Genomic DNA, 24,796 nt, shown 5'->3' on the forward strand with positions numbered 1-24,796 from the left:
TTCCGGATGCCGCGGATCGGTCTCCGCGAGCAGCCATCCCGGGGGCGGCTGCCGTCGCGGCCGGGCCGGTGGTGTCGGAGGGGCTGCCTAGACTCGGAGCATGCCCGGATTCTCGCTCGCCTCCCGTCTCGACGGGGCCGTCGGCGGCAAGACGGCGACGGCTTTCGACAAGGCGTTCGGGGTCAAGACGGTGGGCGAGCTCCTCGAGCACTACCCCCGTCGTTACGCGCGTCGCGGCGAGCTCACGCCCATCGCGACGCTGCCGCTGGGCGAGCCGGTGACGATCGTGGCCGAGGTGGTCAGCGCGAACGAGCGGCGCATGCAGAATCGCCGCGGGTCGTTGCTGGAGGTCACGATCAGCGACGGCGACGGGCGCATGTCGCTGACGTTCTTCAACCAGCCGTGGCGCCTGAAAGACCTCACTCCCGGCCGGCGCGGCATCTTCTCGGGCAAGGTGGGCGAGTACCGGCGGCAGACGCAGCTGACGAACCCCGACTACGAGCTCTTCGACGACATCGCCGAAGCGCGCGCCGAGGCGGAGGTCACCGCCAAGCGGCCCATCCCGATCTACCCGGCCACCAGTTCCGTACCGAGCACGCTCGTGCAGAAGACCATCGCGCTCGTGCTCGACGGTCTGGGCGAGATCGACGATCCTCTGCCCGACGATCTGCGGGCCCGCCGCGGCCTCCTCGACGCGCGAGCCGCGCTCGAGCGCATCCACCGTCCCGAGAGCGACGACGACATCCCGCCCGCGGTCGAGACGCTGCGCATGCAGGAGGCCTTCGTGCTGCAGACCGCGCTGCTGCAGCAGCGTCAGTTCGTGCGGGCGCTCTCCGCCGCCCAGCGCCCCGCGGCGCCGGGAGGGCTCCTCGAACGCTTCGACGCGATCCTCCCGTTCGAGCTCACGCCCGATCAGCGCAGCGTCGGCGCCCAGCTCGCGGCCGACCTCGTCGGCGGCTGGCCGATGAACCGGCTCGTACAGGGCGAGGTCGGGTCGGGCAAGACCCTCGTCGCCCTGCGCGCGATGCTCCAGGTCGCCGAGTCCGGCGGCCAGTCCGCGCTCATCGCGCCCACCGAAGTGCTCGCGGGTCAGCACCTGCGCTCGATCGCGCGCATGCTGGGGCCCGAACTCGCGCCCGAGCTCATGCCCACCCTGCTCACCGGCCAGATGCCGGCGGCCGAGCGTCGCAAGGCGGCGCTGCGGGTGGCATCCGGTCAGGCGCGCATCGTCGTCGGCACGCACGCGCTGTTGAGCGCGAGCACGACCTTCGCCGATCTCGGCTTCGTGGTGGTCGACGAGCAGCACCGTTTCGGCGTCGACCAGCGCGAAGCGCTGCGCTCGAAGGGCGACTCCCCGCACACCCTCGTGCTCACGGCCACTCCCATCCCGCGCACCGTCGCGATGACGGTGTTCGGCGACCTCGACGTCTCGACGATCCGCACCATGCCGGCCGGGCGTGCCGGCATCCAATCGTTCGTCGCCCCTCTCGCCGAGAAGCCGGGCTGGTTCGCGCGGGTGTGGGATCGCGTGGCCGAAGAGGTGGCGCTCGGGCGACAGGCGTTCGTCGTGTGCCCCGCGATCGACGCGGAGCAGGTCGCCGCCGACGGCAAGAGCGATGAGCCGGCCGACGCGCCGGCGGCTGCGTCGGGCGAGGGCAATCGCACGCGATGGGGCGTCGTGCAAGTCGACGCGCTGCTCGCGCAGCTGCCGTCGTTCGGCGACATCCGCGTGCAGATCCTGCACGGCAAGATGGCCTCCGACGAGAAGGATGCCGTCATGCAGGCCTTCTCTCGCGGCGACATCGACGTGCTCGTCGCCACCACGGTGATCGAGGTCGGGGTCGACGTGCCCAACGCCTCGACGATGGTGATCCTCGAGGCCGATCGCTTCGGTGTCTCGCAGCTGCATCAGCTGCGCGGTCGCGTGGGGCGCGGTGGTCTTCCGGGGCTCTGCCTGCTCGTGACCGAGGCGACCCCCGGCACCTCGGCCCGGTCGCGGGTCGAGGCCGTCGCCGCGACCCTCGACGGGTTCGCCCTCGCCGAGGTCGATCTCGAGCTGCGCGGTGAGGGAGACGTGCTCGGCGGGGCGCAGTCGGGGGCGAGGTCCTCGCTGCGACTGCTGCGCGTGGTCACCGATGCCGCGCTCATCACCGAGGCCCGTGCCGAGGGCGAGCGCGTCCTCGCCGACGACCCCGCGCTCACCCGGCATCCGGGTCTCGCCGCCGCTCTCGAGCGGCGCGTCGGCGTCGAGGAGCGCGCCGCGCTGGCGAAGTCCTGAGTCGTCGGCCCTGGGCAGGAGTGCTCTCGCTAGGCTGGCGGAATGGACCCCCGGATCGCCGTCGTCCCCGGCTCGTTCGACCCGCCCACCCTCGGCCATCTCGACGTGATCCGCCGTGCGGCCGGTCTGTTCGACCAGCTCCACGTCCTGGTGGTGCACAACCCCGGCAAAGAGGCCATGCTGCCCATCGCGCAGCGTCAGAGCCTGCTCGAGCAGTCCATCCGCGAGGCGGGCATCGAGGGCGACGTGATCGTGGCGGCCTGGAGCATGGGCCTGCTCGTCGACTACGCCACCGACGTGGGCGCGAAGGTGCTCGTCAAGGGCATCCGCTCGCAGGTCGACGTGGCCTACGAGACCCCCATGGCGATCGTCAATCGCGACCTCGCGCACGTCGAGACCGTGTTCCTGTTGCCCGACCCGTCGCATGCCCTCGTGTCGAGTTCGCTCGTGCGGCAGGTCGCGGGGCTCGGGGGCGACGTGTCGCCCTATGTGCCGGCGGCCGTGGCGCGGTTCCTCGACACGGGTGCGCGCGACCTCTGACGTCGCGGGAGCCCGGCATCGCCTCCCCGGTGGGCGCTCGTCCTCCCGAGGTCGTGGGGGCCGGGGCTCGCCGCACCGCACCCGGCCCGCGCCCAGGGGCGCGCGGGTAGCATTGTCGACCGTGAGAACTCACCGTCCCGGACCCTTCCAGCTCCCCGTGCGCGACATCGAACGCAAGCCGGGAGAGATGCGCGAGCACTCCCTCGACATCCCCACCCCCGAGAAGTGGGGCGAGGGTCTCCTCTCCGTCCCCGAGGCCGAGGTGCTCGAACTCGAGGTGCGCCTGGAGTCCGTGCACGAGGGCATCCTCGTGTCGGGCACCGTCGACACCACCGCCACGGGCGTGTGCGGACGCTGCCTCATCGACATGACCGAGCCTGTCGAAGTCGAGTTCCAAGAACTTTTCGCGTATCCTGGGGGAGAAGCGAGCGACTTCGACGTTCAAGACGACCACGTGGATCTTGAAAATCTGGTCCGGGATGCCATTGTCCTGTCGCTTCCGTTCCAGCCGGTGTGTCAGCCGGATTGCCCCGGGCTCGACCCGAACACGGGCGAGAGGCTGACGGAAAGCCCCGGCGAATCGGAGCAGTCGCCTGTCGATCCCCGATGGGCTGCGCTCCAGCAGTACACCCCAGACCACGGCGATGCGCTCCGCGCCGCCCCCAAGACAGAGAAGAGCTAGACATGGCAGGTAACCCCCCGAAGCGGAAGGTCTCCCGCTCCAACACCCGTTCGCGTCGCGCCCAGTGGAAGGCTGAAGCCCCCGCCCTGGTCAAGACCATCGAGAACGGCAAGGTCGTCTACAGCCGCCCTCACCAGGCGAAGGTCGTCACCGACTCGCAGGGCACCGAGCTCTTCCTCGAGTACAAGGGCCGCAAGGTCGCCGACGTCTGATCGGCACTTCGTGGCGCGTAACAACGTCGAGCGCGATGCGCTCACCGAGAAGCTCGGGGTCGACATCGACCCCGAGCTTCTTTCTCTTGCTCTGACGCACCGGTCGTTCGCCTACGAGAATGGCGGCATCGCCCACAACGAGCGCCTGGAATTCCTCGGCGACTCGGTGCTGGGCCAGGCCGTGACCGTGCGTCTGTTCACCGGGCACCCCGACCTCGACGAGGGCAGCCTCGCCAAGCGTCGCGCGAGCGTCGTCTCCACGGTCGCGCTGGCCGAGGTGGCCCGCAGCATCTCGCTCGGCGACCACGTGCGTCTCGGCCGCGGCGAGATCCTCACCGGCGGGCGCGACAAGGACTCGATCCTCGCCGACACCATGGAGGCGATCATCGGCGCGACCTTCCTCTCGGCCGGTCCCGATGCCGCGACGGCGATGGTGCTGCGCCTGGTCGAGCCGTTGCTCGCCGATCCCGAGCGCTACGGTGCCGCGATGGATCCGAAGACGAGCCTGCAGGAGATCGCGGCGCGTCTCGGCTTCGCCGCTCCCGTGTACGGCATCGAGGCCGCAGGCCCCGACCACGACCGCCGCTTCACCGCGACCGTGACCGTGGGAGACGTCGTGACCACGGGCCAGGGCTCGAGCAAGAAGCAGGCCGAGATGGCGGCAGCCCTCGCCGCCTGGCGCGAGCTCGACGCGCGTGCCTGAGCTTCCCGAGGTCGAGGTCGTTCGGGCGGGCCTCGAGCCCGCCGTGCGCGGCGCGTTGATCGCGTCGGTCGACGTGCGCGACGAACGCGCCCTCACGCGGCACACCGGGGGAGCGGCCCATTTCGAGGCGGAGCTCACCGGTCGGCGCATCTCGGCGGCCGTTCGACGGGGCAAGTTCCTGTGGATGCCGGTGTCCGACGACGAGACGATCGTGACGCACCTCGGAATGAGCGGGCAGATGCTCCTTCGCCTCCCGGGAGCGCCCGAGGAACGCCACGAGCGCATCCGCATCGAGCTCGAGCACCCGGAGCACGGGCCGCTGTCGGTGGTCTTCGCCGACCAGCGCACCTTCGGTTCGCTCGCGATCGACGCTCTGGTCGACACGCCCGACGGGGCCGCCGGCGGTCGGGGCTCCGCCCTCCCGCGGGTGCCGACCCAGGTCGCGCACATCGGACGCGATCCGCTGGATCCGGCTTTCGACGGCGCCCGTTTCCGCGCGCGGTTGGGGCGCACGTCGTCGGGGATCAAGCGCGTGCTGCTGGATCAGACCGCGGCCAGCGGGATCGGCAACATCTACGCCGACGAGTCGCTGTGGGCCGCGCGCATCCACCCCGAGACTCCGGCATCCGCCCTTCCCACTCGTGCCGTGAACCGCCTGCTCGCCGAGGTGCAGGCGGTGCTCGAGAAGGCCCTGGCCGAGGGCGGCACGAGCTTCGACGCGCAGTACGTCAACGTCAACGGTCAGGCGGGGTACTTCGCGCACTCGCTCAACGCCTACGGCCGGACCGGTCAGCCGTGCCCGCGGTGCGGTCGGCCGATCGTGCGCGTGTCGTTCATGAACCGCTCGAGCCACTTCTGCCCGCACTGCCAGCGTCGGCGCTGACCCGACCTGTGTGTGAGTCGCCGGGGATCGTCGCTTCCGGCCGGTTCGCGGCGACGATTCCCGGCGACTCGCGCGGTCAGGCGAGGACCTTCTTCCAGACGCCCTCGTACGAGAGGGGACGGAAGCCGATCCGCTCGTTGATCGAGAGCATCGGGCGGTTCTCCTCGGCGTTGTAGGTCAGGACGCGCGGGGAGTCCGGGGCGACGTCGTACCACGCGAGCAGGCCCGCGCACTTCACGAGCATGCCCAGACGGTGGCCGCGATGCGTCGAGACGACCAGGGTGTCCTCCTGGCTCGTCGCCGCCGTGCGGTCCTTGCCGATCACGAGTTCGTTGAAGGCGGCCAGCTCGCCGCTGTCGACGTGCTGGGCCGCGGTGACGAGCATGTGGCGGCCGGCGTCGAGGTACCCCGCTTCGTAACGGCGGACGCGCCCGGCATCCCACACCTCCTCGTCGAACTCGAGGTCGGCCGAGGGCGCGTCGGTGACCATGCGCGATTTCATCCACGCGAAGGCGTCGACGAACTCTTCGGGGGTCGGCAGCGTCCACTGCACGACCCGATAGCCGGATGCCGCGGCCTCGGCTTCGGCGAGCAGCGCCTCGAGGTGAGGGCGGGCGCCGGCGAGGGGGAGCGCGCTCACCCGCACGATCTGTTCGAGCGTGCAGCCGGAGGCCCGGAGGAACCGCGCCGCGTGATCCTCGGGGACGGCGCCGAAGCCGGTGGGCGCCGCCAGCTGCGGTCCCTCGGCGGCAGGGTGCTCGGCCCAGGACTGCAGGACCGTGCGCCCTTCGTCGCGGGCGACGCGTTCGATCTCCGCGAAGGCGGCACGGCCGATGCCGTGGCCCCACGACGACCGTCGCAGCTCTATCAGCCAGAACGCCGTGCGGGCGCCGGCTTCCTGGGGGAGGTCGAGGCCCACGCGACCCACGACCTCGCCCCGGAAGACGGCGATCCACGCGTACCGCTTCATCTCGGGCTGCGGCTGATACAGCGGCAGGAGTTCGTCCGCGGGCATGGAGGAGTCGTCGTGACCGGAGATCTCGGCGTAGACGAGGTTGCGCAGGCGCACCATGTCGCGGAAGTCCGCGGCGTCGGGAGCGTCGATGGAGGACGGGATGTGCAGGGGGCGCAGCTCGAGGCCGGCCGGGAGAGTGCTCATGCGATGACTTTCGTGTCGAAGAGGGGATAGCGGTGGGGCCGACGACATCGTCTGTCGGCCCCACCGATTACAACGGCGGGCGGCTGAAGGCCGCGGCGCTCTGCCAGGCGCGTTCGCGCTTCTCGCGCTCGGCCTGGGCCTTCTGCGCGCGGTACGCCGCGACGGCCTGGTGGTCGAGCGCCCGCGCTCGATCGGCGTGCCGCGTCAAGAGCCAGAGGCCGAGACGCAGCGACAGCCGGTCGAGCAGACCGAGCGGGCGATAGGCGGTGGTGTCGAACGTGACGGTCGACGGGGTGGGGATGACGGTGGGCGCGGCCGAGGCGTGCTGCGGCGCGCGCGTGAACAGGGCGTTCATGCGGATGCTCCGTGGAAGGGAAGAAGACGAGCAGATGACGCGACGGGCGCGTCGACGAACGGACCGCGAGGGTCCGGGCGAGCGAAGAGGCTCGCGGAAGCGGAGACGCAGGACGTCTCGACGCGACGGGGTTATCCGAGTCGGGAAGGCATTCCGACGGCGGAAGCCCCTTCGGAGACGGATGCGGAGAGCACGGGGACGGCGATGAAGCCGGGGGCGGTGAAGCCGGTGGTGTTGCGAATCATGGAAGGAACCTCCTCTCGACGTCGGTTGCGACCCCCGACGCTAGCGAAGGCACTCAGCGGATGTCAAGCTCTTCCTCAGAAACGAACGCCTCCCGGGCGCGTCCGCGGGTCGGTGTCGGCTCGCCGCCGCGGAATCCCGGGGGCGTTCGGATACCGTGGGAGCGCTGGGACGAGCGAGGGAGGGTGACGTGCATCTGAAGAGCGTCACGCTCAAAGGCTTCAAGTCCTTCGCCCAGTCGACCACCTTCGCTCTCGAGCCGGGGGTCACGTGCATCGTCGGCCCGAACGGCTCCGGCAAGTCGAACGTCGTCGACGCGCTCGCCTGGGTCATGGGGGAGCAGGGGGCGAAGACGCTGCGTGGCGGCAAGATGGAGGACGTCATCTTCGCCGGCACCTCGACGCGGGGCCCGCTGGGTCGCGCCGAGGTGCAGCTGACGATCGACAACGGCGACGGCGCCCTGCCCATCGATTACAGCGAGGTGACGATCAGTCGCACGCTGTTCCGCAACGGCGCGAGCGAGTACGCCATCAACGGGCAGACCTGCCGACTGCTCGACGTGCAGGAACTGCTCAGCGACTCCGGTCTCGGACGCGAGATGCACGTCATCATCGGTCAGGGACGCCTCGACACCGTCCTGCAGGCGACCGCCGAGGATCGACGCGGCTTCATCGAGGAGGCCGCCGGCATCCTGAAGCACCGTCGTCGCAAAGAGAAGACCGTCCGCAAGCTCGAGGCGATGGAGACGAACCTCACGCGACTGAGCGATCTCGCGGGCGAGCTCCGCCGTCAGCTCAAGCCCCTCGGCAAGCAGGCCGAGATCGCGCGGGAGGCGGCCACGATCGCGGCCGTCGTGCGCGACGCGAAGGCGCGCCTGTACGCCGACGACCTCGTCCGCCTCCGCACGCAGCTGGCCGACGCGGCGCGGGCGGAGAGCGAACGCCACACCGAGCGGCTGGGGCTCCAGGAGCAGGCCGACGGATTGCGTCGACGCGTGGAGCGTCTCGAGAACGACCAGCGGTCCGAGGCCGTCGATCGCGCGCGCGGCGTCGCCTTCGCCCTCCAGCAGGTGCAGGAGCGTCTGCGTGGGCTCTACACCCTCGCCGGGCAGCGCCTCACCCTGCTGAGCGACGACGACAGCGACGGCGCCGGCTTCGCGCCGACGGTGTCACAGCGCACGATCGACGACGTCCGCTCCGAGATCGACGACATCGCATCCGGTCTCGGCGACGCCCAGGACGCCGCGGCCGACGCAGCGCGCGCGGTCGTCCGTGCCCGCGCCGATCTCGATGCCCTCGACGTCGACATCGCCGCCCAGAGCGCGCTCGTGTCGGAGCACGAGCTGAAGATCCAGGCCCTGCGGGGAACGGCGGATGCCGCGAACTCGGCCCTCGCGGCCGTGCGCGGCGGTCTGGAACGCCAGCAGCGGGCTCTGGATGCCGCGCTCGCGCGCCGAGCGGAGGCCGAACAGGCGCGTGCCGAGCTGGATCCCGACGTGGTTCCCGAGGCGTCGACGGCGGAGCACGCGGCCGCCTACGAGCGCGCGCAGCGCGACGCCAACGAGGTGGAGACCACCGTTGCGGGGTTGAGAGAGCGCCTTCACGCCGCCGAGCGCGAGCGCGATGCGCTGGCGGCCCAGACGACCGCCCTCGGCCGCGCCCTCGACGTGCGCAACGCCGCGGCCGATCTCCTCTCCGGCGGTGGTCCCGGTGTCCGCGGACTGGTCGGCGACGACGTCAAGGTCACCGCCGGCTATGAGGCGGCCATCGCCGCGGCGCTCGGTTCGCTGGCGGAGGGTCTCCTGGTCGACGACGCCGGGTCCGCCTTCGTCGCAGCGCGCGAGGCGTCCGCGTCCGACCTCGGTCTGGTCGAGATCGCCATCGCCAGCGGCACCGGTACCACGACCGTCTCGCCCCCCGACCTGGGTGCGACTCCCGCGACGGAGGTGGTGACCGCGTCCGACGGGGTTCTCGGCATCCTGAGTCGCACGGTGATCGTCGACGACCTGACCGCGGCCGAGGCGCTGCGCGAGCGGATCCCGCATGACGTGACGGTCGTCACCCGTGACGGCGAGGTTCTCACGGCCTACACGCTGCGGGCCGGGTCGGGTACGGGACGCTCGCGCCTCGAGCTCGCCGCGGAGCGCGACGCCGCAGCCGAACGGCTCGACGAGATCGTGGTGGTCGCCGACTCGTTGCGCGAGGCTCTCGCCGATGAGCAACGGGTGCTCGCGGACGCTCGGCAGCGCACCAAGGAGACGCTCTCGACGCTGCGCGCGCACGACGCCGCTCTCGCGGCCCACGCCGAGAAGGTCAACCGCGTCACCGTCCGTCACGAGGCCGCGGTGGCGGAGTGCGACCGCCTCGAGGCCGGTCTCGCCCAGACGGAGAACGCCGTGACCGAGGCCGAGGGGGCGGCGCGACGCGCCGACGACGCCCTGTCCCGTGCGCTCGAGGCGCCCCGCCCGCTGCTCGACGCGTCGGCGAGGGCGCCCCTGGCAGCCGAGGTGGAGACGGCGCGGGAGCGGGAGATGCGCGCGCGGCTCGACATCGAGACGCTGAAGGAACGGGTGCGTGCCGGTGAGGCGCGCATCGTGCAGCTCGAGCAGCAGCGCGAACGCGAGCGCGCCGCCGCCGCCGAAGCCGCTCGCCGCGCCGTGATCCGTCGTGCTCAGCGCGAGATCGCGGCCGAGGTCGCCGGCGCGCTGCCCGCTCTGCTGGACTCGGTGGACCGTTCGGTCAGCCAGGCGCGTGTCGAGCTCGCCGCGGCCGAGACCGCGCGTGCCGCGATCACCGATGAGCTCACGCGCGCTCGCGCAGACGAGTCGGGCGTCCGCGATCGCCTCGCGCGCCTGACCGAGAACGTGCACGGGCTCGAGTTGCAGATGCACGAGAAGAAGCTCCACGTCACGAGCCTCCTCGAACGCGTGAGGTCGGAGCTGGCCCTCGAGGAAGACGTCCTCGTTGCGGAATACGGGCCCGATCAACCGATTCCCGCCGATGACGAGGGGGAGCCGACCGCCTTCGACCGTGCGACCCAGAAGCGCCGCCTCCAGGATGCCGAGCGCAAGCTCGGTCAGCTCGGCCGGGTCAATCCGCTCGCGCTCGAGGAGTTCGCCGCCCTCGAGCAGCGGCACGCGTTCCTCACCGAGCAGCTCGCCGACCTGCAGCAGACCCGAGCCGACCTGCAGACGATCATCGCCGACCTCGACGAACGGATGCAGACGATCTTCGTCGCGGCCTTCGAGGACACCCGGGCGGCGTTCACCGACATCTTCCCGATCCTCTTCCCGGGCGGTTCCGGCAGCATCTCGCTGACCGACCCCGACTCCCCGCTCACGACGGGCATCGAGGTGGCCGTGCGTCCCGTCGGCAAGAAGATCGAGCGCCTGTCCCTGCTCTCGGGCGGCGAGCGCTCGCTGGCGGCGGTGGCGTTCCTGACGTCGATCTTCACCGCACGACCGAGTCCGTTCTACATCCTCGACGAGGTCGAGGCGGCCCTCGACGACGCCAACCTCGGCCGCCTCCTCGGCGTGTTCGAGAAGCTGCGCGCCAGCAGTCAGCTCATCGTCATCACCCACCAGAAGCGCACCATGGAGATCGCCGACGCGCTCTACGGCGTATCGATGCGGCAGGACGGCGTCTCGGCGGTGGTGGGGCAGCGGGTGGGTGATCGTGCGGCCTCGCGGCAGAGCGTCCCGGCCGCCGCGCGCGACGAGGCCGCCCCCGTAAGCTGAAGCAATGGCTGAGAACTCCTGGTCGCTGGGCCGCGCGCTGCGCGGGTTGTTCGTCAAACCCACCATCGACGAGACGACCTGGGACGATCTCGAGACGGCGCTGTTGACGGCGGACTTCGGCCCCGACGTCACCGAACGCCTCATCGACGAACTGCGCGAGAAGGTCGAGCGGTACCGCACCACCGACCCGCGCGACCTGCAGCGCATGCTGCGCGAGACGCTCGAGGAGCATTTCGCGAAGTTCGACACGACCCTGCGCCTCACCGAGCGTCCCGCGGTCGTGCTGGTGGTCGGGGTCAACGGCGTCGGCAAGACCACGACGATCGGCAAGTTCGCCAAGTTCCTCCAGCGCTACGGCCGCACCGTGGTGGTGGGTGCCGCCGACACGTTCCGCGCTGCCGCGGTCGATCAGCTCGCGACGTGGGCCGAGCGCGGGGGAGCCACGATCGTGCGTCCCCAGCACGAGGGCCAGGACCCGGCATCCGTCGCCTTCCAGACCGTCGCCCACGCGAAGGAGACCGCCACCGAGATCGTGCTGATCGACACCGCCGGGCGTCTGCACACCAAGGGCGGCCTCATGGACGAGCTCGGCAAGATCAAGCGCGTCGTCGAGAAGCAGGCGCCGATCAGCGAGGTGCTGCTCGTGCTCGACGCCACGACGGGGCAGAACGGGCTTTTGCAGGCGCAGGCGTTCCTCGACAGCGCCGGGGTGACCGGACTGGTGCTCACCAAGCTCGACGGCTCCGCGAAGGGCGGGTTCGTCCTCGCGGTGCAGGAGCGCACCGGCATCCCGGTCAAGCTGCTCGGCCAGGGCGAGGGCATCGGCGACCTCACCGGTTTCACCCCGCACGTCTTCGCCGCATCGTTGGTCGACTGAGCCCCCATACCGCACGGGCGGCTCCGGGCGGGTCTTCTTCCCGAAGCCCGCGGGTGATGCTTACATGGGACGCATGGCGATCGAGCACGACTTCTTCGGACTCCTCGAGTCGGGCCCCGACGGGTCGATCTTCTGGAGCGAGAACGTCGAGTTCGGCGACCAGAGTGTGACGGTCGACCTGACCGCGCCCGATCAGGACGACGTGTCCACCGAGGCCCTCGACGTCGCGGCGTCGCTCGTCTCGTCTCTCGAGGCCGTCGACCTCGCCGCCCGCAACGCCATGGTGAACGAGCTCGACTCGCGCACGAGCGAGGTGACCGAGTACATCCTGCAGCAGCAGGCGACCCTCGGCGAGGAGCTCGACGACCTCTTGGTCGATCAGACCGGTGACACCCACATCGACGTCATCAAGGCCCTGCAGTTGATGAGCATGACGATCCTCGCCGACGAGCACGGCGGCGCCGACCCGTTCGCCGTGCTCGAATACGCGCTCGACCCCGACGCGACCGACGACGTGCTGCTGGTCAACCTCGCCTCCGACGGGCGCGTGCAGTCGGTCACCAGCGCCGACTGATCCGTGCAGACCTTCCTGCCCTACCCGTCGTTCGTCGACTCCGCTCGCATTCTGGACGCGAAACGGCTCGGCAAGCAGCGCGTCGAGACGTTCCAGCTCCTCCGCGCTCTCACCGTGCCCGATCACGGGTGGCGGCATCACCCCGCGGCGAAGATGTGGGACGGGCATCTGCCGGCTCTCGTGTCGTACGGGCTCGTGATGACCGACGAATGGATCGCGCAGGGTCGCGCCGACACGGTGCGCGAGAAGATCCGGGCGTTCGCGCCCGAGGCCGACGGTCTCGCCCAGGACGATCTCGAGCTCCCGCCGTGGATCGGCGACGAGGACTTCCACCTCGCGCACCGCTCCAATCTCATCCGCAAGGACCCGGAGTTCTACGTCCCGCGGTTCGGTGAGATCGCCGACGACCTGCCGTACGTGTGGCCGCTCTGACGCTTCACGACCCGTGGAATAGCGGGATCACCAGGTAGATCCCGTATACGACCGCGGCAGCGACGCCCGCGAAGCAGACCAGGCCGGCGAGCGTGGCGGGCAGTGGTCGCGGATGGACGCGATCCCCGACGACGGCGGTAGGACCCTCGGGATCCTCGCCGACCGGAACCTGCACGTCGGGGGCTCCCACCGCCAAGAATCGGATACCGAGGGCGTACAGCCCCACGATGACCAGGGTGGCGGCGAGTCCGACGAGGAAGACGAGCGCGATGGAGCCCCACTCGGTGTCGAGCCAGGAACCGCCGGCGGCGGCGCTGCGGACGAGGGGCATCATGCGCGTTCTCCTTCGGGCTGCCGGGCTCCGGGGCGGCCGACGTGGTCGGCATCCAGGGAGTCGTCGTTGACGGTGTCGGCCGAGACGGGCTTGCGCCGCGCGAGGACGAACAGGCCGACGCACACGGCGAGTCCGAGGACGAGGACGATCACCAGGCCGACGATCCCGCCGCTCGCGGCCCAGGCCGCGAGCCCGCCCACGAGGGCCGCGGCCGGGAGGGTGACCACCCACCCGAACGCGATCCGCGTCACGACATTCCAGTGCACCGACGCGAGGCGCTTGCCCATCCCCGAGCCGATGACCGCGCCCGAGGTGACCTGGGTGGTCGAGAGGGGGAAGCCCAAGGTCGATGAGATGAGGATCGTCGATGCGGCGCTCGTCTCGGCGGCGAAACCCTGCGGCGGCTTCACGTCGGTGATGCGCTTTCCCACCGTCCGCATGATCCGCCACCCACCGAGGTAGGTGCCCAGGGCGATCGCGAGTCCGGCCGAGAGGATCACCCACAGCTGCGGGCCCGTGCCGGCCTCCTGGAAGCCCGCGACGATCAGGGTGAGGGTGATGACGCCCATCGTCTTCTGGGCGTCATTGGTCCCGTGCGCGAGCGAGACCAGCGACGCCGAGACCGTCTGCCCGTGGCGGAACGCCGTCGACGACCCCGCCACGGTGGCCATCTTCGTCACCCGGTAGACCACGTACGTCGCCGCCAGGGCGATGAGGCCGGCGATGAAGGGTGACAGCAGCGCGGGCAGGACGATCTTCGACAGCACCCCGCCCCACTCCACGGCTTGGAAGCCCACCCCGATGATGGCGGCGCCGATGAGACCCCCGAACAACGCGTGGGTGGAGCTCGACGGCAGGCCGAGCCACCACGTGAGAAGGTTCCACACGACCGCCCCCATGAGCCCGGCGAAGATCATGGGCACGGTGATCGAGGGGAGGCCGCGGTCGTCCTGGGCGAGGATGCCCTCGGACACGGTCTTCGCGACGGCCGTCGACAGGAAGGCGCCGACGAGGTTCAGGATCGCGGAGATGAGGACCGCGACCTTCGGTTTCAGCGCGCCGGTCGCGACCGACGTCGCCATGGCGTTCGCGGTGTCGTGGAAGCCGTTGGTGAAGTCGAAGAAGATCGAGAGCGTGACGACGAGGAGGACAGGGACGAGAACGGTGAGATCCACGCAGCTCCGTTCGCGAGGTGGTGCCGGATCGCGGGTCGGTTGGCCCGGCGACACGGTAGGCCTCCCGGGTGACGGAACGGTGCCCTTCCGCCGCGGGGGCGGAGGGGTCTATTCTGCGCCGTTCGCGATCACACGGCCTGTGCGAAGCCGGCGTCGGCCGCCGCGATGTCCTTCGCCAGGTGTGCGAGGTGCGGCGGGATCTCGCGGCCCTTCGACACCATCGACTGCGCCCACAGGCGGCCCGCGCGGTACGACGAGCGCACGAGGGGACCGGCGAGCACGCCGAGGAAGCCGATGCGCTCGGCCTCTTCCTTGAACTCCACGAACTCCGCGGGCTTCACCCAGCGCTGCACGGGGAGGTGGCGCGGTGTGGGGCGGAGGTATTGGGTGATGGTGATGATGTCGGTGCCCGCCGCGTGTAGGTCTTCCAGCGCCTGCACGACCTCCTCGGGCTCCTCGCCCATGCCGAGGATGAGGTTCGACTTCGTGATGAGCCCCGCGTCGCGGGCGGCGCTGAGCACGCCGAGCGAGCGCTCGTAACGGAAAGCCGGGCGGATGCGCTTGAAGATGCGCGGCACGGTCTCGACGTTGTGCGCGAACACCTCGGGCCTCGACGAGAAGACCTCGTCGAGGTGCGCGGGGTTGCCCGAGAAGTCGGTGGCCAGGATCTCCACGCCCGTGCCGGGGTTCTCCGCGTGGATGCGACGCACCGTCTCGGCGTGCAGCCAGGCGCCCTCGTCGGGGAGGTCGTCGCGCGCGACACCGGTCACCGTGGCGTAGCGCAGCTGCATGCGCGTGACGCTCTCGGCCACACGCCGCGGTTCGTCGCGGTCGTAGTCGGCGGGCTTGCCGGTGTCGATCTGGCAGAAGTCGCAGCGGCGCGTGCACTGGGAGCCGCCGATGAGGAAGGTGGCCTCGCGATCCTCCCAGCACTCGAAGATGTTCGGGCACCCGGCCTCCTGGCACACGGTGTGCAGCTCCTCGGTCTTCACCAGGTTCTGCAGCGCCGTGTACTCGGGCCCCATCCGGGCCTTCGTCTTGATCCACTCGGGCTTTCGCTCGATCGGCGTCTCGGCGTTGCGCACCTCGAGGCGCAGCAGCTTGCGCCCGTTGGGTGCGGTGGATGCCGGAGCCCCGGCGCTGCCGGTCCCGCAGGCGCTCACGCGGCGACCGCCGCGTACTCGGCGCGGAAGACGCGCTGGATCGCGGGCAGGAGGTCGGCGGGGGAGACGTCGGCCCCGAGCACCTCGCTGACGGTGGTGACCCCGGCATCCGAGATGCCGCACGGCACGATGTGCCGGAACCCCGCGAGGGTGTTGTCGCAGTTGACGGCGAAGCCGTGCATCGTCACTCCTTTTTCGACGCGGACACCGATCGCCGCGATCTTGTCGACGCCGAGGGGGCGTCGGACCCAGACGCCACTGCGTCCCTCCACGCGGAAGCCGTCGACACCGTGCTCGGAGAGCGCGTCGATGAGCAGGGCCTCGAGGCGACGGACGTGAGCGACGACGTCGATCGGCTCGGGCAGGCGCACGATCGGATAGCCGACGAGCTGCCCCGGCCCGTGCCAGGTGATCTTGCCCCCGCGGTCGACGTCGATCACGGGGGTGCCGTCGTCGGGGCGCTCGTGCGCCTCGGTGCGCTTGCCCGCGGTGTACACGGCCTCGTGCTCGAGCAGGAGCAGGGTGTCGGCGCGCGTGCCGGCCACGACGTCCGCGTGGATGCGACGCTGGTGGGCCCAGCCGTCGAGGTACGGGACGTAGTGCGGCGCGAGGCCGGCGTCGTGGATGTCGATCATCGACCCCTCCGATGTTGGATTGGGTCCAACAATACATCTCGGCCAGCGCCGTAGGGTGGAGCGATGACCTCCGAGCCCCGCAGCGGCCGACCGCGCGCCTCCTCGCGCGAGGTTCTGTCGGAGGCCGCGTGCGAGCTCTTCCTCGAGCAGGGCTACGACGCCACGTCGGTCTCCGACATCACCCGCCGCGCCGGCGTGAGCCGCTCGAGCTTCTTCAACTACTTCTCCGCCAAGAGCGACGTGCTGTGGTCGGGATTCGACGCGCGCGTCGATGCGGCGGTGGCCGACCTCCGCGACGGCGGCACGCCCTCGCGGGTGCTCGCCGCGATCGGCGACGGGCTCGCCCCCGACGCCCTCGCGTTGGCCATCGTGAACGCGGATGCCATGGGGATCGCCGTCGAACTCGACCGCGACCGCGCGATCCGGCAGTTCCGGCTGCAGCGCGAGACGGCCGCTCGGCTGGTCCGCGACGGCGCCGCGCCGCTGATCGCGCAGGTGCGCGCGGGCGCTTTGTCGGCGGCCGTGCTCGCCGCGGTCTGGGCCTGGGCGGATCACACCGCCGGGCGCTCGCTCACCGAGACGCTGTCGGAGGCCCTGGCCGCGGCGTGAGGGCTCGGCATCCGTCAGCCCTTCGCGCGCCGCCGCGTCGTCGGCGGTGAGGCTCTGCTGATCCGCGAGATGGCGCGACGGCCGGTTGCGGCGGCGGTGTCGGCCGTCCCCGCGTAAACTCGACTCATCATGGCGACTTTCGGCACCCTCTCCGACCGGCTCACAGAGACCTTCCGCAATCTCCGGAAGAAGGGCCAGCTCACGCCCGCCGACGTCGACGGGACGGTGCGCGAGATCCGCCGCGCCCTGCTCGACGCCGACGTCGCGCTCCCCGTGGTCAAGGAGTTCACCGCCGCCGTGCGCGAGCGCGCCCTCGGCGACGAGGTCAACCGCGCGCTGAACCCCGCACAGCAGGTCGTGCAGATCGTCAACGACGAGCTCATCGGCATCCTGGGCGGTCAGCAGCGTCGTCTGCAGTTCGCCAAGAACCCGCCGACCGTCATCATGCTCGCGGGCCTGCAGGGCTCGGGCAAGACGACCTTCGCCGGCAAGCTCGCCAAGATGCTCGAGAAAGACGGGCACACGCCCCTCCTCGTCGCGTGCGACCTCCAGCGTCCCAACGCCGTCAACCAGCTCCAGGTCGTGGCCGAGCGCGCCGGTGCCACGATCTACGCGCCCGAGCCGGGCAACGGCGTCGGCGACCCGGTCAAGGTCGCGCGCGACGGCGTCGCCTACGCCACGCGCCAGCAGCACGACATCGTCATCATCGACACGGCCGGTCGCCTCGGCGTCGACACCGAGCTGATGAAGCAGGCCGCCGACATCCGCACGGCCACGCAGCCCGACGAGGTGCTCTTCGTCATCGACGCGATGATCGGTCAGGATGCCGTCAACACGGCCAAGGCGTTCCAGGACGGCGTCGACTTCACCGGCGTCGTGCTGTCCAAGCTCGACGGCGACGCCCGCGGTGGCGCCGCCCTGTCGGTCGCCTCGGTGACCGGGCGCCCGATCATCTTCGCGTCGACCGGTGAGGGCCTCGACGACGTCGAGCCCTTCCACCCCGACCGCATGGCATCCCGCATCCTCGACCTCGGTGACATCCTCACCCTCATCGAGCAGGCGCAGCAGGCCTTCGACGAGGCCGAGGCGATGAAGGTCGCCGAGAAGCTCGCGACCGAGACCTTCACGCTCGAGGACTTCCTCGAGCAGATGCAGCAGATGAAGAAGATGGGCTCCATGAAGAAGATGCTCGGGATGCTCCCGGGCATGGGCAACATGAAGCAACAGCTCGAGGACTTCGACGAGCGCGAGATCGACCGCACCGAGGCGATCATCCGGTCGATGACGCTCGCGGAGCGTCGCAACCCCAAGATCCTCAACGGCTCGCGTCGCCTGCGCATCGCCCGCGGCTCGGGCATGACCGTCACCGACGTCAATCAGCTCGTCCAGCGCTTCGACCAGGCCGCGAAGATGATGAAGACGGTGGCGCGCGGCGGCGTGCCCAACATCCCCGGCATGGGTCCGGTCGGCGGCAAGCCCGGCGCGTCGTCGAAGCGCGGCAAGCAGCAGAAGGCGAAGGGCTCGCGCTCGGGGAACCCGGCCAAGCGCGCTGCCGAGAACGCCGGGATCGCGGCCTCCACCGCGCCCACCGGCTCGGGCTTCGGCCTCGGTGGGCAGAACGCCCCGAGCGAGGCCGACCTCGCCGAGCTGCAGAAGATGCTCGGCCGGGGCTGACCCCTCCCGACGAGCGCCTTCAGGGCGCGCGCCCAGGGGCAAACGCCTGAGGGGCCGCTCGCCTTCAGGGTCAGCGTCTGCGGGGCGCGCGCCTTGAGGGTGAACGCCCTCAGGGGAGGATGCCGGCGTCCTGGAGCGCCGACATCACCGTCTGCTCGATCGCCCGCTGTCCTCGGGGCGTGGGGTGGACGTCGTCCTCCTGCATCCACTCGGGGTGGCCGCGGAGCGGCTGGCCGAGATCGAGGTAGGTCCCGCCCACCGCGTCGACGGCGTCGCGCAACGCCTCGGAGGTGACGGCCGTGTCGTCGGGGACGTCGTCCTCGTCGTTCCAGATGGTGCTGAGTCCGACGATGCGCGCGTCGGGGGCGGCGTCGTGCAGCTCGGTCACCGTGTCCTGGGTGTCGACGCGGATCTCGTCGGGGTCCTCCCAGAAGTCGTTGCTCGAGGACTCGACGATCAAAAGCTGCGGCTGCAGCGCGGCGACCGCCGGCACGAAGCCCGCGTACGTGGTTCCGCAGTCGCCCTGCACGACGAAGCCCATTCCGGCGCACGCGAGGTTGGTCATCGTCACCTCGCCGCGCGCGGCCAGCATGACCGGCCACGCCTCGTCGGGATCGAGGCCGAAGCCCGACATGAGCGAGTCGCCCAGGGCGACGGTGCGCAAAGGTGCGGGCGTGATCGCGGGAGCGGGGGCAGCGGATGCCGTCGCCGTCGGCGCGGGCAGCCGCGGGGCCGCGAACGAGGGCGCCGGGGCCGCGTCGACCGGCTCTGCCGCGCACCCGGCGAGCAGTGTCGTCGCCCCGGCGCACAGGGCCATCAGCGAGATCGCCCATGCGCGGCGTGCGGAATCCATGACGCGATCCTAGGATCGGCCACCTATGAACGCGCGCGGAGGTCGCCCTCTAGACGCGAAGCGCGGCGAGATGTTCGCGCAGCGTCGGACCGCCCCGGAACTCGCGGATCAGATGCTGCACGACCTCGCGGAGGTCGCCGTCGGCGGCGTCGGCCACCGCGACCTGGCGCGCGGAGCTGCCGCCTGTCGCGAGGATCGTCTCGAGGCTGGCGAACTCGCGCGCGCACTTGAGCTCCACCGCGACCTCGGCGAGCTCCTCCATGGTCTCGCGCAGGTGCTCCACCACGGGGCGCTGTGTGCCCTCGCGGTCGACGATCACCCGGGCGTCGAGGCCGTATCGGGCGGCTCGCCACTTGTTCTCACGGGCGTACCAGGGCGGGATGCCGGGCAGCTCGCGCCCCTCGTCGAGCAAGCGCGAGAAGTGCTCGACGAGCGTCTGCGCGAGTGCCGCCACGGCGGCGAGCTCGGGCAGGGTCGACATCCCGTCGCACGCGCGGATCTCGACCGTGCCCCATTTGGGCGCCGGACGGATGTCCCAGCGCACCTCGCTGGCATCCGCCATGACTCCCGTGCGCACCATGTCGTCGAGGTAGCCCTCGAAGTCGTCCCAGGTCCCGAGCTGCCAGGGGAGTCCCGCGGTGGGCAGCTGCTGGAACACCAGGGCGCGGTTGGAGGCGTAGCCCGTGCGTTCACCGGCCCAGAACGGGCTCGAGGCCGACAGCGCCTGGAGGTGGGGGAGGAAGACGGTGAGGGCGTTGACGATGGGGATGACCTTGTCGACGTCGTCGACGCCGATGTGCACGTGGATGCCCCAGATCATCATGTTGCGGCCCCACCACTGGGTGCGCTCGATGAGGGTGTGGTACCGCGTCTTGTCGGTGACCTGCTGATCGAACCACTGCGCGAAGGGGTGGCTGCCGGCGCACAGCAGCTCGACCCCGCGGGGCTCGGTCTCCTCCCGAAGCGCGCAAATAGCGTCGCCGATGTCATCGACGGCCTCGGCGACGGTGTGACCGACGCCGCTGGTGACCTCGACGGTGTTGGTGAGCAGCTCGCCGGTGACCGTGAAACGCTCGAGCGCCGACTTCTCCTCGAGCTCCTCGAGCACCTCGGGCGCGCGGGGGACCAGATCGCCCGTCTCGCGGTCGGCGAGCATGAGCTCCCACTCCAGACCCACGGACGAGCGGGTCGATTCAGCGAACGGGAGCCTCATGCGGTCAGTCTGACACGCAGCCCCGGCGCACCGTCTCTGCGCTACGCTCCGCGACGCCGCGTGTCGTTCTCCGCCATCTGTCACGTCGGGGTCGGGGGATCTGGCAGAATAGAGGGCTGGACCCGTTACTCGACCCTCTATCCAGTTTCGGTCCACCCTTTTGAGCTTCCGCCGGGTGTGCACCCCACGCTCCAGGCGTCCGGTTCGTTCGTTTTCATCATCAGGAGTCATCGTGGCTGTCAAGATCCGTCTCAAGCGCCTCGGAAAGATCCGCGCGCCCTACTACCGCATCGTCGTCGCCGACTCGCGCACCAAGCGCGACGGTCGTGTCATCGAGGAGATCGGCAAGTACCACCCGACCGAGGAGCCCTCGTTCATCGAGGTCGACTCGGAGCGTGCCCAGTACTGGCTCTCGGTCGGCGCTCAGCCCACCGAGCAGGTCGCCGCCATCCTCAAGCTCACGGGCGACTGGGGCAAGTTCAAGGGCGACAAGGACGCCGTGTCGACCGTCAAGGTCCGCGAGCCCAAGGCCGCGTTCGAGGCCGATGCCTCGAAGAAGTCCGTCGTCAAGCCCAAGGCCGAGAAGAAGGCCGAAGCCCCCGCGGAGGCGCCCGCTGAGGACGCCGCCGAGACCTCGGCCGAGTAATCCCCGTGCTTTCCGCCGCGCTCGAACACGTCGTCAAGGGGATCGTCGATCACCCGGATGCCGTGACCATCCGTTCCAGCTCGTCGCCGCGTGGCGACGTGCTGGAGGTTCGCGTGCACCCCGATGACCGGGGTCGCGTGATCGGGCGCGGCGGACGCACCGCCAAGGCACTGCGCACGGTGGTGTCGGCTCTCGCCGACGGCCGCCGTGTGCGCGTCGACGTCGCCGACGACTGATGGCGAACGGCGACACCGCGGGCGCTCAGCCCGCCAAGACCCAGCTCCGCGTCGGACGGCTCGTGAAGGCCCACGGCCTCAAGGGAGCGTTCAAGCTCGAGCTGTACACCGACGATCCCGACGGACGCTTCGCGCCGGGGAGCACGTTCACCCTTCAGGTTCCGGAGTCCTCTCCGTGGCATGGCCGCGAGTTGACGGTGCGCGAGTTCCGCTGGATGAACTCCCACCCGGTGGCCTTCTTCGAGGGCGTCGACGACCGCACGGCGGCGGAGGAGCTCGTCAAGGCCATCCTCTGGATCGACCAGGACACCTCCGAGGCCCCCGCCGAAGACGACGCGTGGTACGACCACCAGCTCGTCGGTCTCGATGTCGTCCGCGACGGGACGGTCATCGGCCGCGTCTCGCGCGTCGACCACTTCCCCGCGCAGGATCTGCTGATCGTCACGCAGTCCGGCGACGACCGCGAGGTGCTTGTCCCCTTCGTGAGCGCGATCGTGCCCGAGGTCGACATCGCGGGCGGACGTGTCGTCGTGACGCCCCCGGCCGGTCTGTTCGAAGACCTTCCCCCGGAGCCCGATGACGAGCAGGCGCCCGCCGACGAGCAGGCGGCCGCCGACGACGTTCCCACCGACCGCGAGGACTGACGTGCGCATCGACGTCGTGTCGATCTTCCCGACGATCTTCGACGCGCTCGAGGTCTCCCTCCTGGGCAAGGCCCGGCAGAGCGGCCTTCTCGACGTCCAGGTGCACGACCTCCGCGACTTCACCCACGACCGTCACCGCACGGTCGACGACACCCCGTACGGCGGCGGCGCCGGGATGGTGATGAAGCCCGAGCCCTGGGGCGAGGCCCTCGACGCCGTCGTCGGTGACGCCGATCCGCGTCCCGTCATCGTCTTCCCCTCTCCGGCGGGGGAGCGCTTCACCCAGGCGATCGCCCGCGAGCTGTCGACGGCGCCGCGCCTGGTCTTCGGATGCGGCCGGTACGAGGGCATCGACGAGCGCGTGTTCGACTACGCGTCCGAGCTCGGCGACGTGCGTCTGCTCTCGCTCGGCGACTACGTGCTCAACGGCGGCGAGGTCGCGGTCATGGCGATGGTCGAGGCCATCGGCCGCCTCGTCCCGGGCGTCGTCGGCAACCCGGAGAGCCTCGTCGAGGAGTCGCACGAAGACGGGCTGCTCGAGTACCCGTCGTTCACCAAGCCCGCGCTGTGGCGCGACCGCGAGGTGCCGCCGGTGCTGCTGAGCGGCAACCACGGCGCCGTCGCGCGCTGGCGCCGCGAGCAGCAGCTCGAACGCACCCGCGCACGTCGTCCCGACCTGCTCGCGGACTGAGCGCCGGCGCCGGCGGCCTTTCACGTCCCGCCCGCTCGCCGAGTTCGCAGGTCGGCGCAGTCGCGCATGCCGGGGCGAGGTTCCGCGAGGCGTCCGCGGTGGAGCGCCGGGATGTGGCGGATGCCGAAGACCCCGGGCTGCGGCATCCGGTTGCGGTTCGCGGTCGCCGGTTCGCCGATCGACTCGAACCTCGCGTGGCGCTGGGCCTGCGAGATGCGTGCGGTCCTGTGCGATGACGCGCCCGGACATGACGGATGCCGCGACCGCACGGCCGCGGCATCCGTGATGCGGACTCAGTCGACGCCGAGGAAAGAGCGGTCGGTCAGCACGATCGGACCGGCGGCGGTGATGGCGACGGTGTGCTCGGAGTGCGCTCCGCGCGAGCCGTCGGCGCTGCGCAGCGTCCAGCCGTCGGGGTCGGTGACGAGCTCATCGGTCGTCTGCAGGAACCACGGCTCGAGGGCGACGACCAAGCCGTCGCGGAGGGGATACCCGCGTCCCGCCTTGCCGTCGTTGGCGACGTGCGGGTCGCCGTGCATCGTGCGCCCGACGCCGTGGCCGCCGAAGTCGGTGTTGATGCTCAAGCCCTCGGCGTGCGCCACGGCCGCGACGGCGGCGGAGATGTCGCCGATCTTGTGGCCGACGGTCGCGGCGTCGATCGCCGCGGCGAGGGCGCGCTGCGTGGTGTCGATGAGGGCGAGGTCTTCGTCGCGGGGGGAGCCGACGACGAACGAGACGGCGGAATCGGCGACCCAGCCGTCGACGGAGGCCGCGAAGTCGAGCGAGACGAGGTCGCCGTCGCGCAGGACGTAGTCGTGGGGGAGGCCGTGCAGGACGGCGTCGTTGATCGAGGTGCACAGGACCTTGCCGAACGGGCTCGCGCCGAACGACGGGTGGTAGTCGATGTAGCAGGACTCCGCCCCCGCCGCGCGGATCATGTCGTGCGCGCGACGGTCGAGGTGCAGGAGGTTCGTACCCACCTTGGTCTCGTCGCGCAGCGTGGCGAGCACCTCCGCGACGAAGCGGCCCGCGGGGCGCATCGCGTCGATCTCGGCCGGCGTACGCAGTTCGATCATGGTGGTTCCCTTTCGTCGAGTCTCCATTCTCTCCGATGGATGCGGATGCCGCGGGCTCGGGCCATGGGGTTCTCAAAGGTGCCGCACATGGTCGCGTCCTAGCATCGGCTCATGGTGCTGCGCCGTCTGTTCTTCCGCTGGATGTTCCCGGCCGCTTTCGTGCTGCCGCTGTGGCTGTTCGTCGGCTGGATCGTCTTCTCTGGCGGCAGCGGATGGGCGCTGCTCTGGCTGTTCGTCGCCATCCCCGCCGTGTTCGTCTCGCAGCTGCTGCTCTCGCTGCTCGTCCGCGCCCGGGTGAGCGTCCGCGAGTCCCGTGCGGTGTCGTGGCGCGACGCGATCGGCATCGGGCTCTGGCACCTCGTCATCGTCGCGCTCGGTCTGTTCGACTCGCGGGTGTTCTTCCCCCTCCTCGTGCTGTCGATCGCCGGTGCGCTCGTGCTCTTCTGGTCGTCGCTCGCGCAGGTGTGGAACGAGGCCCGTGGGGCCGTGACGGTGCTGCACGCCACCGATGGCACGGCGTACATCCCTGCGCCGCAGGAGCGCGCGCAGCAGCGTCCGCAGCCGCGGGTCGACGGCGACGTCATCGTCGTGTCGGAGTCGCGGCGCACGGAATGACCCGGGGAGCCGCCGTCCGGCGGACCCGCGTTTTGGCCGCTGCGTCTCGACGTGGCAGAATGATCCCTTGTGCCCTGACCGGCTCTGCCTCAGGGGAGTCCGCCGCATCCGCGGCTCGGGCACGCCTCACCTTTTCCCCTTTTATCGTGCGATCGACCTGTGGCGGTCGCAGGAAGTGATGATCATGCAGATCCTCGACTCCGTCGACGCGGCTTCGCTCCGCTCCGACATCCCCGCCTTCGCCCCCGGCGACACCGTCAAGGTGCACGTCAACATCACCGAAGGCAACCGCTCGCGCATCCAGGTGTTCCAGGGCGTCGTCATCGGCCGCTCGGGCGACGGCGTGCGCGAGACCTTCTGCGTCCGCAAGGTCAGCTTCCAGGTCGGCGTCGAGCGCACCTTCCCCGTCCACAGCCCCGTGATCGACCACATCGAGGTCGTCACGCGCGGTGACGTGCGTCGCGCGAAGCTCTACTACCTGCGCAGCCTGCGCGGCAAGAAGGCCAAGATCAAGGAGAAGCGCGACCGCTGAGTCGACTCTCTCGAACGCCCCGGGGA

At 70.6% G+C, this 24,796-nt stretch carries 27 protein-coding genes; 18 read left to right on the forward strand and 9 right to left on the reverse strand.

What is annotated here, in order from left to right:
* The first annotated feature begins 100 nt into the window (after positions 1-100).
* The 6 genes from Q0818_RS05125 to mutM all read left to right on the forward strand — a co-directional run bounded on the left by Q0818_RS05125 (position 101) and on the right by mutM (position 5,298).
* Positions 101-2,278, forward strand: coding sequence for an ATP-dependent DNA helicase RecG (locus Q0818_RS05125; protein ID WP_298872269.1), 2,178 nt, complete (start codon positions 101-103; stop codon positions 2,276-2,278).
* A gap of 42 nt (positions 2,279-2,320) precedes the next feature.
* Complete coding sequence (coaD, locus tag Q0818_RS05130; protein ID WP_298872270.1) at positions 2,321-2,818, forward strand: pantetheine-phosphate adenylyltransferase; 498 nt, start codon at positions 2,321-2,323, stop codon at positions 2,816-2,818.
* A 187-nt stretch (positions 2,819-3,005) separates the two neighbouring features.
* Positions 3,006-3,500 carry a DUF177 domain-containing protein gene (locus Q0818_RS05135; RefSeq protein ID WP_298873136.1) on the forward strand — a complete coding sequence of 165 codons (495 nt, stop codon included), beginning with the start codon at positions 3,006-3,008 and terminating at the stop codon, positions 3,498-3,500.
* Positions 3,501-3,502: 2 nt separating this feature from the next.
* Positions 3,503-3,712, forward strand: a complete 210-nt coding sequence (gene rpmF, locus Q0818_RS05140; RefSeq protein WP_013586329.1) for a 50S ribosomal protein L32 — start codon at positions 3,503-3,505, stop codon at positions 3,710-3,712.
* Positions 3,713-3,722: 10 nt separating this feature from the next.
* Positions 3,723-4,415 carry a ribonuclease III gene (gene rnc / locus Q0818_RS05145; RefSeq protein WP_298872271.1) on the forward strand — a complete coding sequence of 231 codons (693 nt, stop codon included), beginning with the start codon at positions 3,723-3,725 and terminating at the stop codon, positions 4,413-4,415.
* Positions 4,408-5,298, forward strand: coding sequence for a bifunctional DNA-formamidopyrimidine glycosylase/DNA-(apurinic or apyrimidinic site) lyase (gene mutM / locus Q0818_RS05150; RefSeq protein ID WP_298872274.1), 891 nt, complete (start codon positions 4,408-4,410; stop codon positions 5,296-5,298). The genes rnc and mutM overlap by 8 nt, the downstream gene beginning before the upstream one ends.
* A gap of 76 nt (positions 5,299-5,374) precedes the next feature.
* Here mutM and Q0818_RS05155 read toward each other — a convergent pair whose 3' ends face one another.
* A complete protein-coding gene (locus Q0818_RS05155; protein ID WP_298872277.1) occupies positions 5,375-6,457 on the reverse strand; it encodes a GNAT family N-acetyltransferase in 1,083 nt (360 codons plus the stop codon).
* Positions 6,458-6,524: 67 nt separating this feature from the next.
* A complete protein-coding gene (locus Q0818_RS05160) occupies positions 6,525-6,812 on the reverse strand; it encodes a hypothetical protein (protein ID WP_298872279.1) in 288 nt (95 codons plus the stop codon).
* A gap of 433 nt (positions 6,813-7,245) precedes the next feature.
* On the opposite strand from Q0818_RS05160, the gene smc reads away from it, so the two are divergent.
* The 4 genes from smc (at position 7,246) to Q0818_RS05180 (ending at position 12,674) form a co-directional block, all read left to right on the forward strand.
* Entirely contained in the window at positions 7,246-10,791 is a 3,546-nt protein-coding gene (gene smc / locus Q0818_RS05165; protein WP_298872281.1) for a chromosome segregation protein SMC, read from the forward strand.
* Positions 10,792-10,795: 4 nt separating this feature from the next.
* The gene (ftsY, locus tag Q0818_RS05170) at positions 10,796-11,668 is read left to right on the forward strand and encodes a signal recognition particle-docking protein FtsY (protein ID WP_298872283.1); all 873 of its coding nucleotides are present in this window, start codon (positions 10,796-10,798) and stop codon (positions 11,666-11,668) included.
* A 73-nt stretch (positions 11,669-11,741) separates the two neighbouring features.
* A complete protein-coding gene (locus Q0818_RS05175) occupies positions 11,742-12,242 on the forward strand; it encodes a DUF2004 domain-containing protein (RefSeq protein ID WP_298872284.1) in 501 nt (166 codons plus the stop codon).
* 3 nt (positions 12,243-12,245) lie between these two features.
* Positions 12,246-12,674 carry an MSMEG_6728 family protein gene (locus tag Q0818_RS05180; RefSeq protein ID WP_298872285.1) on the forward strand — a complete coding sequence of 143 codons (429 nt, stop codon included), beginning with the start codon at positions 12,246-12,248 and terminating at the stop codon, positions 12,672-12,674.
* A 4-nt stretch (positions 12,675-12,678) separates the two neighbouring features.
* Here Q0818_RS05180 and Q0818_RS05185 read toward each other — a convergent pair whose 3' ends face one another.
* The 4 genes from Q0818_RS05185 to lipB form a co-directional block, all read right to left on the reverse strand.
* Positions 12,679-13,008, reverse strand: a complete 330-nt coding sequence (locus tag Q0818_RS05185) for a hypothetical protein (RefSeq protein ID WP_298872288.1) — start codon at positions 13,006-13,008, stop codon at positions 12,679-12,681.
* Positions 13,005-14,183 carry an inorganic phosphate transporter gene (locus Q0818_RS05190; protein ID WP_298872290.1) on the reverse strand — a complete coding sequence of 393 codons (1,179 nt, stop codon included), beginning with the start codon at positions 14,181-14,183 and terminating at the stop codon, positions 13,005-13,007. Before Q0818_RS05190 ends, Q0818_RS05185 begins: the two co-directional genes overlap by 4 nt.
* A 128-nt stretch (positions 14,184-14,311) precedes the next feature.
* Positions 14,312-15,346 (reverse strand): lipoyl synthase, encoded by a 1,035-nt coding sequence (gene lipA / locus Q0818_RS05195; RefSeq protein WP_298872293.1) that lies wholly within the window; start codon positions 15,344-15,346, stop codon positions 14,312-14,314.
* Positions 15,343-15,981 carry a lipoyl(octanoyl) transferase LipB gene (lipB, locus tag Q0818_RS05200; protein ID WP_298872296.1) on the reverse strand — a complete coding sequence of 213 codons (639 nt, stop codon included), beginning with the start codon at positions 15,979-15,981 and terminating at the stop codon, positions 15,343-15,345. Before lipB ends, lipA begins: the two co-directional genes overlap by 4 nt.
* A 63-nt stretch (positions 15,982-16,044) precedes the next feature.
* On the opposite strand from lipB, the gene Q0818_RS05205 reads away from it, so the two are divergent.
* On the forward strand, positions 16,045-16,590 hold the full coding sequence (locus tag Q0818_RS05205) for a TetR/AcrR family transcriptional regulator (protein ID WP_298872299.1): 546 nt from the start codon (positions 16,045-16,047) through the stop codon (positions 16,588-16,590).
* A 129-nt stretch (positions 16,591-16,719) separates the two neighbouring features.
* On the forward strand, positions 16,720-18,264 hold the full coding sequence (gene ffh / locus Q0818_RS05210; protein ID WP_298872302.1) for a signal recognition particle protein: 1,545 nt from the start codon (positions 16,720-16,722) through the stop codon (positions 18,262-18,264).
* A gap of 109 nt (positions 18,265-18,373) precedes the next feature.
* Here the strand turns inward: ffh and Q0818_RS05215 are convergent, their stop codons facing one another.
* Entirely contained in the window at positions 18,374-19,117 is a 744-nt protein-coding gene (locus Q0818_RS05215; protein ID WP_298872304.1) for an SGNH/GDSL hydrolase family protein, read from the reverse strand.
* A gap of 49 nt (positions 19,118-19,166) precedes the next feature.
* Positions 19,167-20,330 carry a glutamate--cysteine ligase gene (locus Q0818_RS05220; RefSeq protein WP_298872307.1) on the reverse strand — a complete coding sequence of 388 codons (1,164 nt, stop codon included), beginning with the start codon at positions 20,328-20,330 and terminating at the stop codon, positions 19,167-19,169.
* A 232-nt stretch (positions 20,331-20,562) separates the two neighbouring features.
* Between Q0818_RS05220 and rpsP the strand changes: the two genes are divergently transcribed.
* The 4 genes from rpsP to trmD are packed head-to-tail and all read left to right on the forward strand — an operon-like array spanning position 20,563 to position 22,547.
* The gene (rpsP, locus tag Q0818_RS05225; protein WP_115917985.1) at positions 20,563-20,976 is read left to right on the forward strand and encodes a 30S ribosomal protein S16; all 414 of its coding nucleotides are present in this window, start codon (positions 20,563-20,565) and stop codon (positions 20,974-20,976) included.
* 5 nt (positions 20,977-20,981) lie between these two features.
* Positions 20,982-21,212: an RNA-binding protein gene (locus Q0818_RS05230; RefSeq protein ID WP_056230892.1), complete on the forward strand. Its 231-nt coding sequence runs from the start codon at positions 20,982-20,984 to the stop codon at positions 21,210-21,212.
* Positions 21,212-21,856 (forward strand): ribosome maturation factor RimM, encoded by a 645-nt coding sequence (gene rimM, locus Q0818_RS05235; protein WP_298872316.1) that lies wholly within the window; start codon positions 21,212-21,214, stop codon positions 21,854-21,856. The genes Q0818_RS05230 and rimM overlap by 1 nt, the downstream gene beginning before the upstream one ends.
* Before the next feature lies 1 nt (position 21,857).
* On the forward strand, positions 21,858-22,547 hold the full coding sequence (trmD, locus tag Q0818_RS05240; protein WP_298872318.1) for a tRNA (guanosine(37)-N1)-methyltransferase TrmD: 690 nt from the start codon (positions 21,858-21,860) through the stop codon (positions 22,545-22,547).
* A gap of 293 nt (positions 22,548-22,840) precedes the next feature.
* On the opposite strand, the gene map is transcribed toward trmD, so the two are convergent.
* Positions 22,841-23,623 (reverse strand): type I methionyl aminopeptidase, encoded by a 783-nt coding sequence (map, locus tag Q0818_RS05245; RefSeq protein WP_298872320.1) that lies wholly within the window; start codon positions 23,621-23,623, stop codon positions 22,841-22,843.
* Positions 23,624-23,734: 111 nt separating this feature from the next.
* Here map and Q0818_RS05250 point away from each other — a divergent pair, with 111 nt between their 5' ends.
* Entirely contained in the window at positions 23,735-24,238 is a 504-nt protein-coding gene (locus Q0818_RS05250) for an MFS transporter permease (protein ID WP_298872323.1), read from the forward strand.
* Between the two features lie 184 nt (positions 24,239-24,422).
* Complete coding sequence (gene rplS, locus Q0818_RS05255) at positions 24,423-24,770, forward strand: 50S ribosomal protein L19 (protein WP_058231655.1); 348 nt, start codon at positions 24,423-24,425, stop codon at positions 24,768-24,770.
* Positions 24,771-24,796: the final 26 nt, after the last annotated feature.

Source organism: uncultured Microbacterium sp., assembly GCF_947489255.1.
GTDB classification, from domain to species: Bacteria; Actinomycetota; Actinomycetes; order Actinomycetales; family Microbacteriaceae; genus Microbacterium; species Microbacterium phycohabitans.

What these genes read in the sequence shown, in the direction of transcription:
- Q0818_RS05125 (WP_298872269.1), top strand. Translation starts at nt 101, where the DNA reads ATGCCCGGATTCTCGCTCGCCTCCCGTCTCGACGGGGCCGTCGGCGGC.
- coaD (WP_298872270.1), top strand. Translation starts at nt 2,321, where the DNA reads ATGGACCCCCGGATCGCCGTCGTCCCCGGCTCGTTCGACCCGCCCACC.
- Q0818_RS05135 (WP_298873136.1), top strand. Translation starts at nt 3,006, where the DNA reads ATGCGCGAGCACTCCCTCGACATCCCCACCCCCGAGAAGTGGGGCGAG.
- rpmF (WP_013586329.1), top strand. Translation starts at nt 3,503, where the DNA reads ATGGCAGGTAACCCCCCGAAGCGGAAGGTCTCCCGCTCCAACACCCGT.
- Q0818_RS05155 (WP_298872277.1), bottom strand. Translation starts at nt 6,457, where the DNA reads ATGAGCACTCTCCCGGCCGGCCTCGAGCTGCGCCCCCTGCACATCCCG.
- Q0818_RS05160 (WP_298872279.1), bottom strand. Translation starts at nt 6,812, where the DNA reads ATGAACGCCCTGTTCACGCGCGCGCCGCAGCACGCCTCGGCCGCGCCC.
- ftsY (WP_298872283.1), top strand. Translation starts at nt 10,796, where the DNA reads ATGGCTGAGAACTCCTGGTCGCTGGGCCGCGCGCTGCGCGGGTTGTTC.
- Q0818_RS05175 (WP_298872284.1), top strand. Translation starts at nt 11,742, where the DNA reads ATGGCGATCGAGCACGACTTCTTCGGACTCCTCGAGTCGGGCCCCGAC.
- Q0818_RS05185 (WP_298872288.1), bottom strand. Translation starts at nt 13,008, where the DNA reads ATGATGCCCCTCGTCCGCAGCGCCGCCGCCGGCGGTTCCTGGCTCGAC.
- lipB (WP_298872296.1), bottom strand. Translation starts at nt 15,981, where the DNA reads ATGATCGACATCCACGACGCCGGCCTCGCGCCGCACTACGTCCCGTAC.
- Q0818_RS05205 (WP_298872299.1), top strand. Translation starts at nt 16,045, where the DNA reads ATGACCTCCGAGCCCCGCAGCGGCCGACCGCGCGCCTCCTCGCGCGAG.
- ffh (WP_298872302.1), top strand. Translation starts at nt 16,720, where the DNA reads ATGGCGACTTTCGGCACCCTCTCCGACCGGCTCACAGAGACCTTCCGC.
- Q0818_RS05215 (WP_298872304.1), bottom strand. Translation starts at nt 19,117, where the DNA reads ATGGATTCCGCACGCCGCGCATGGGCGATCTCGCTGATGGCCCTGTGC.
- Q0818_RS05220 (WP_298872307.1), bottom strand. Translation starts at nt 20,330, where the DNA reads ATGAGGCTCCCGTTCGCTGAATCGACCCGCTCGTCCGTGGGTCTGGAG.
- rimM (WP_298872316.1), top strand. Translation starts at nt 21,212, where the DNA reads ATGGCGAACGGCGACACCGCGGGCGCTCAGCCCGCCAAGACCCAGCTC.
- map (WP_298872320.1), bottom strand. Translation starts at nt 23,623, where the DNA reads ATGATCGAACTGCGTACGCCGGCCGAGATCGACGCGATGCGCCCCGCG.
- Q0818_RS05250 (WP_298872323.1), top strand. Translation starts at nt 23,735, where the DNA reads ATGGTGCTGCGCCGTCTGTTCTTCCGCTGGATGTTCCCGGCCGCTTTC.
- rplS (WP_058231655.1), top strand. Translation starts at nt 24,423, where the DNA reads ATGCAGATCCTCGACTCCGTCGACGCGGCTTCGCTCCGCTCCGACATC.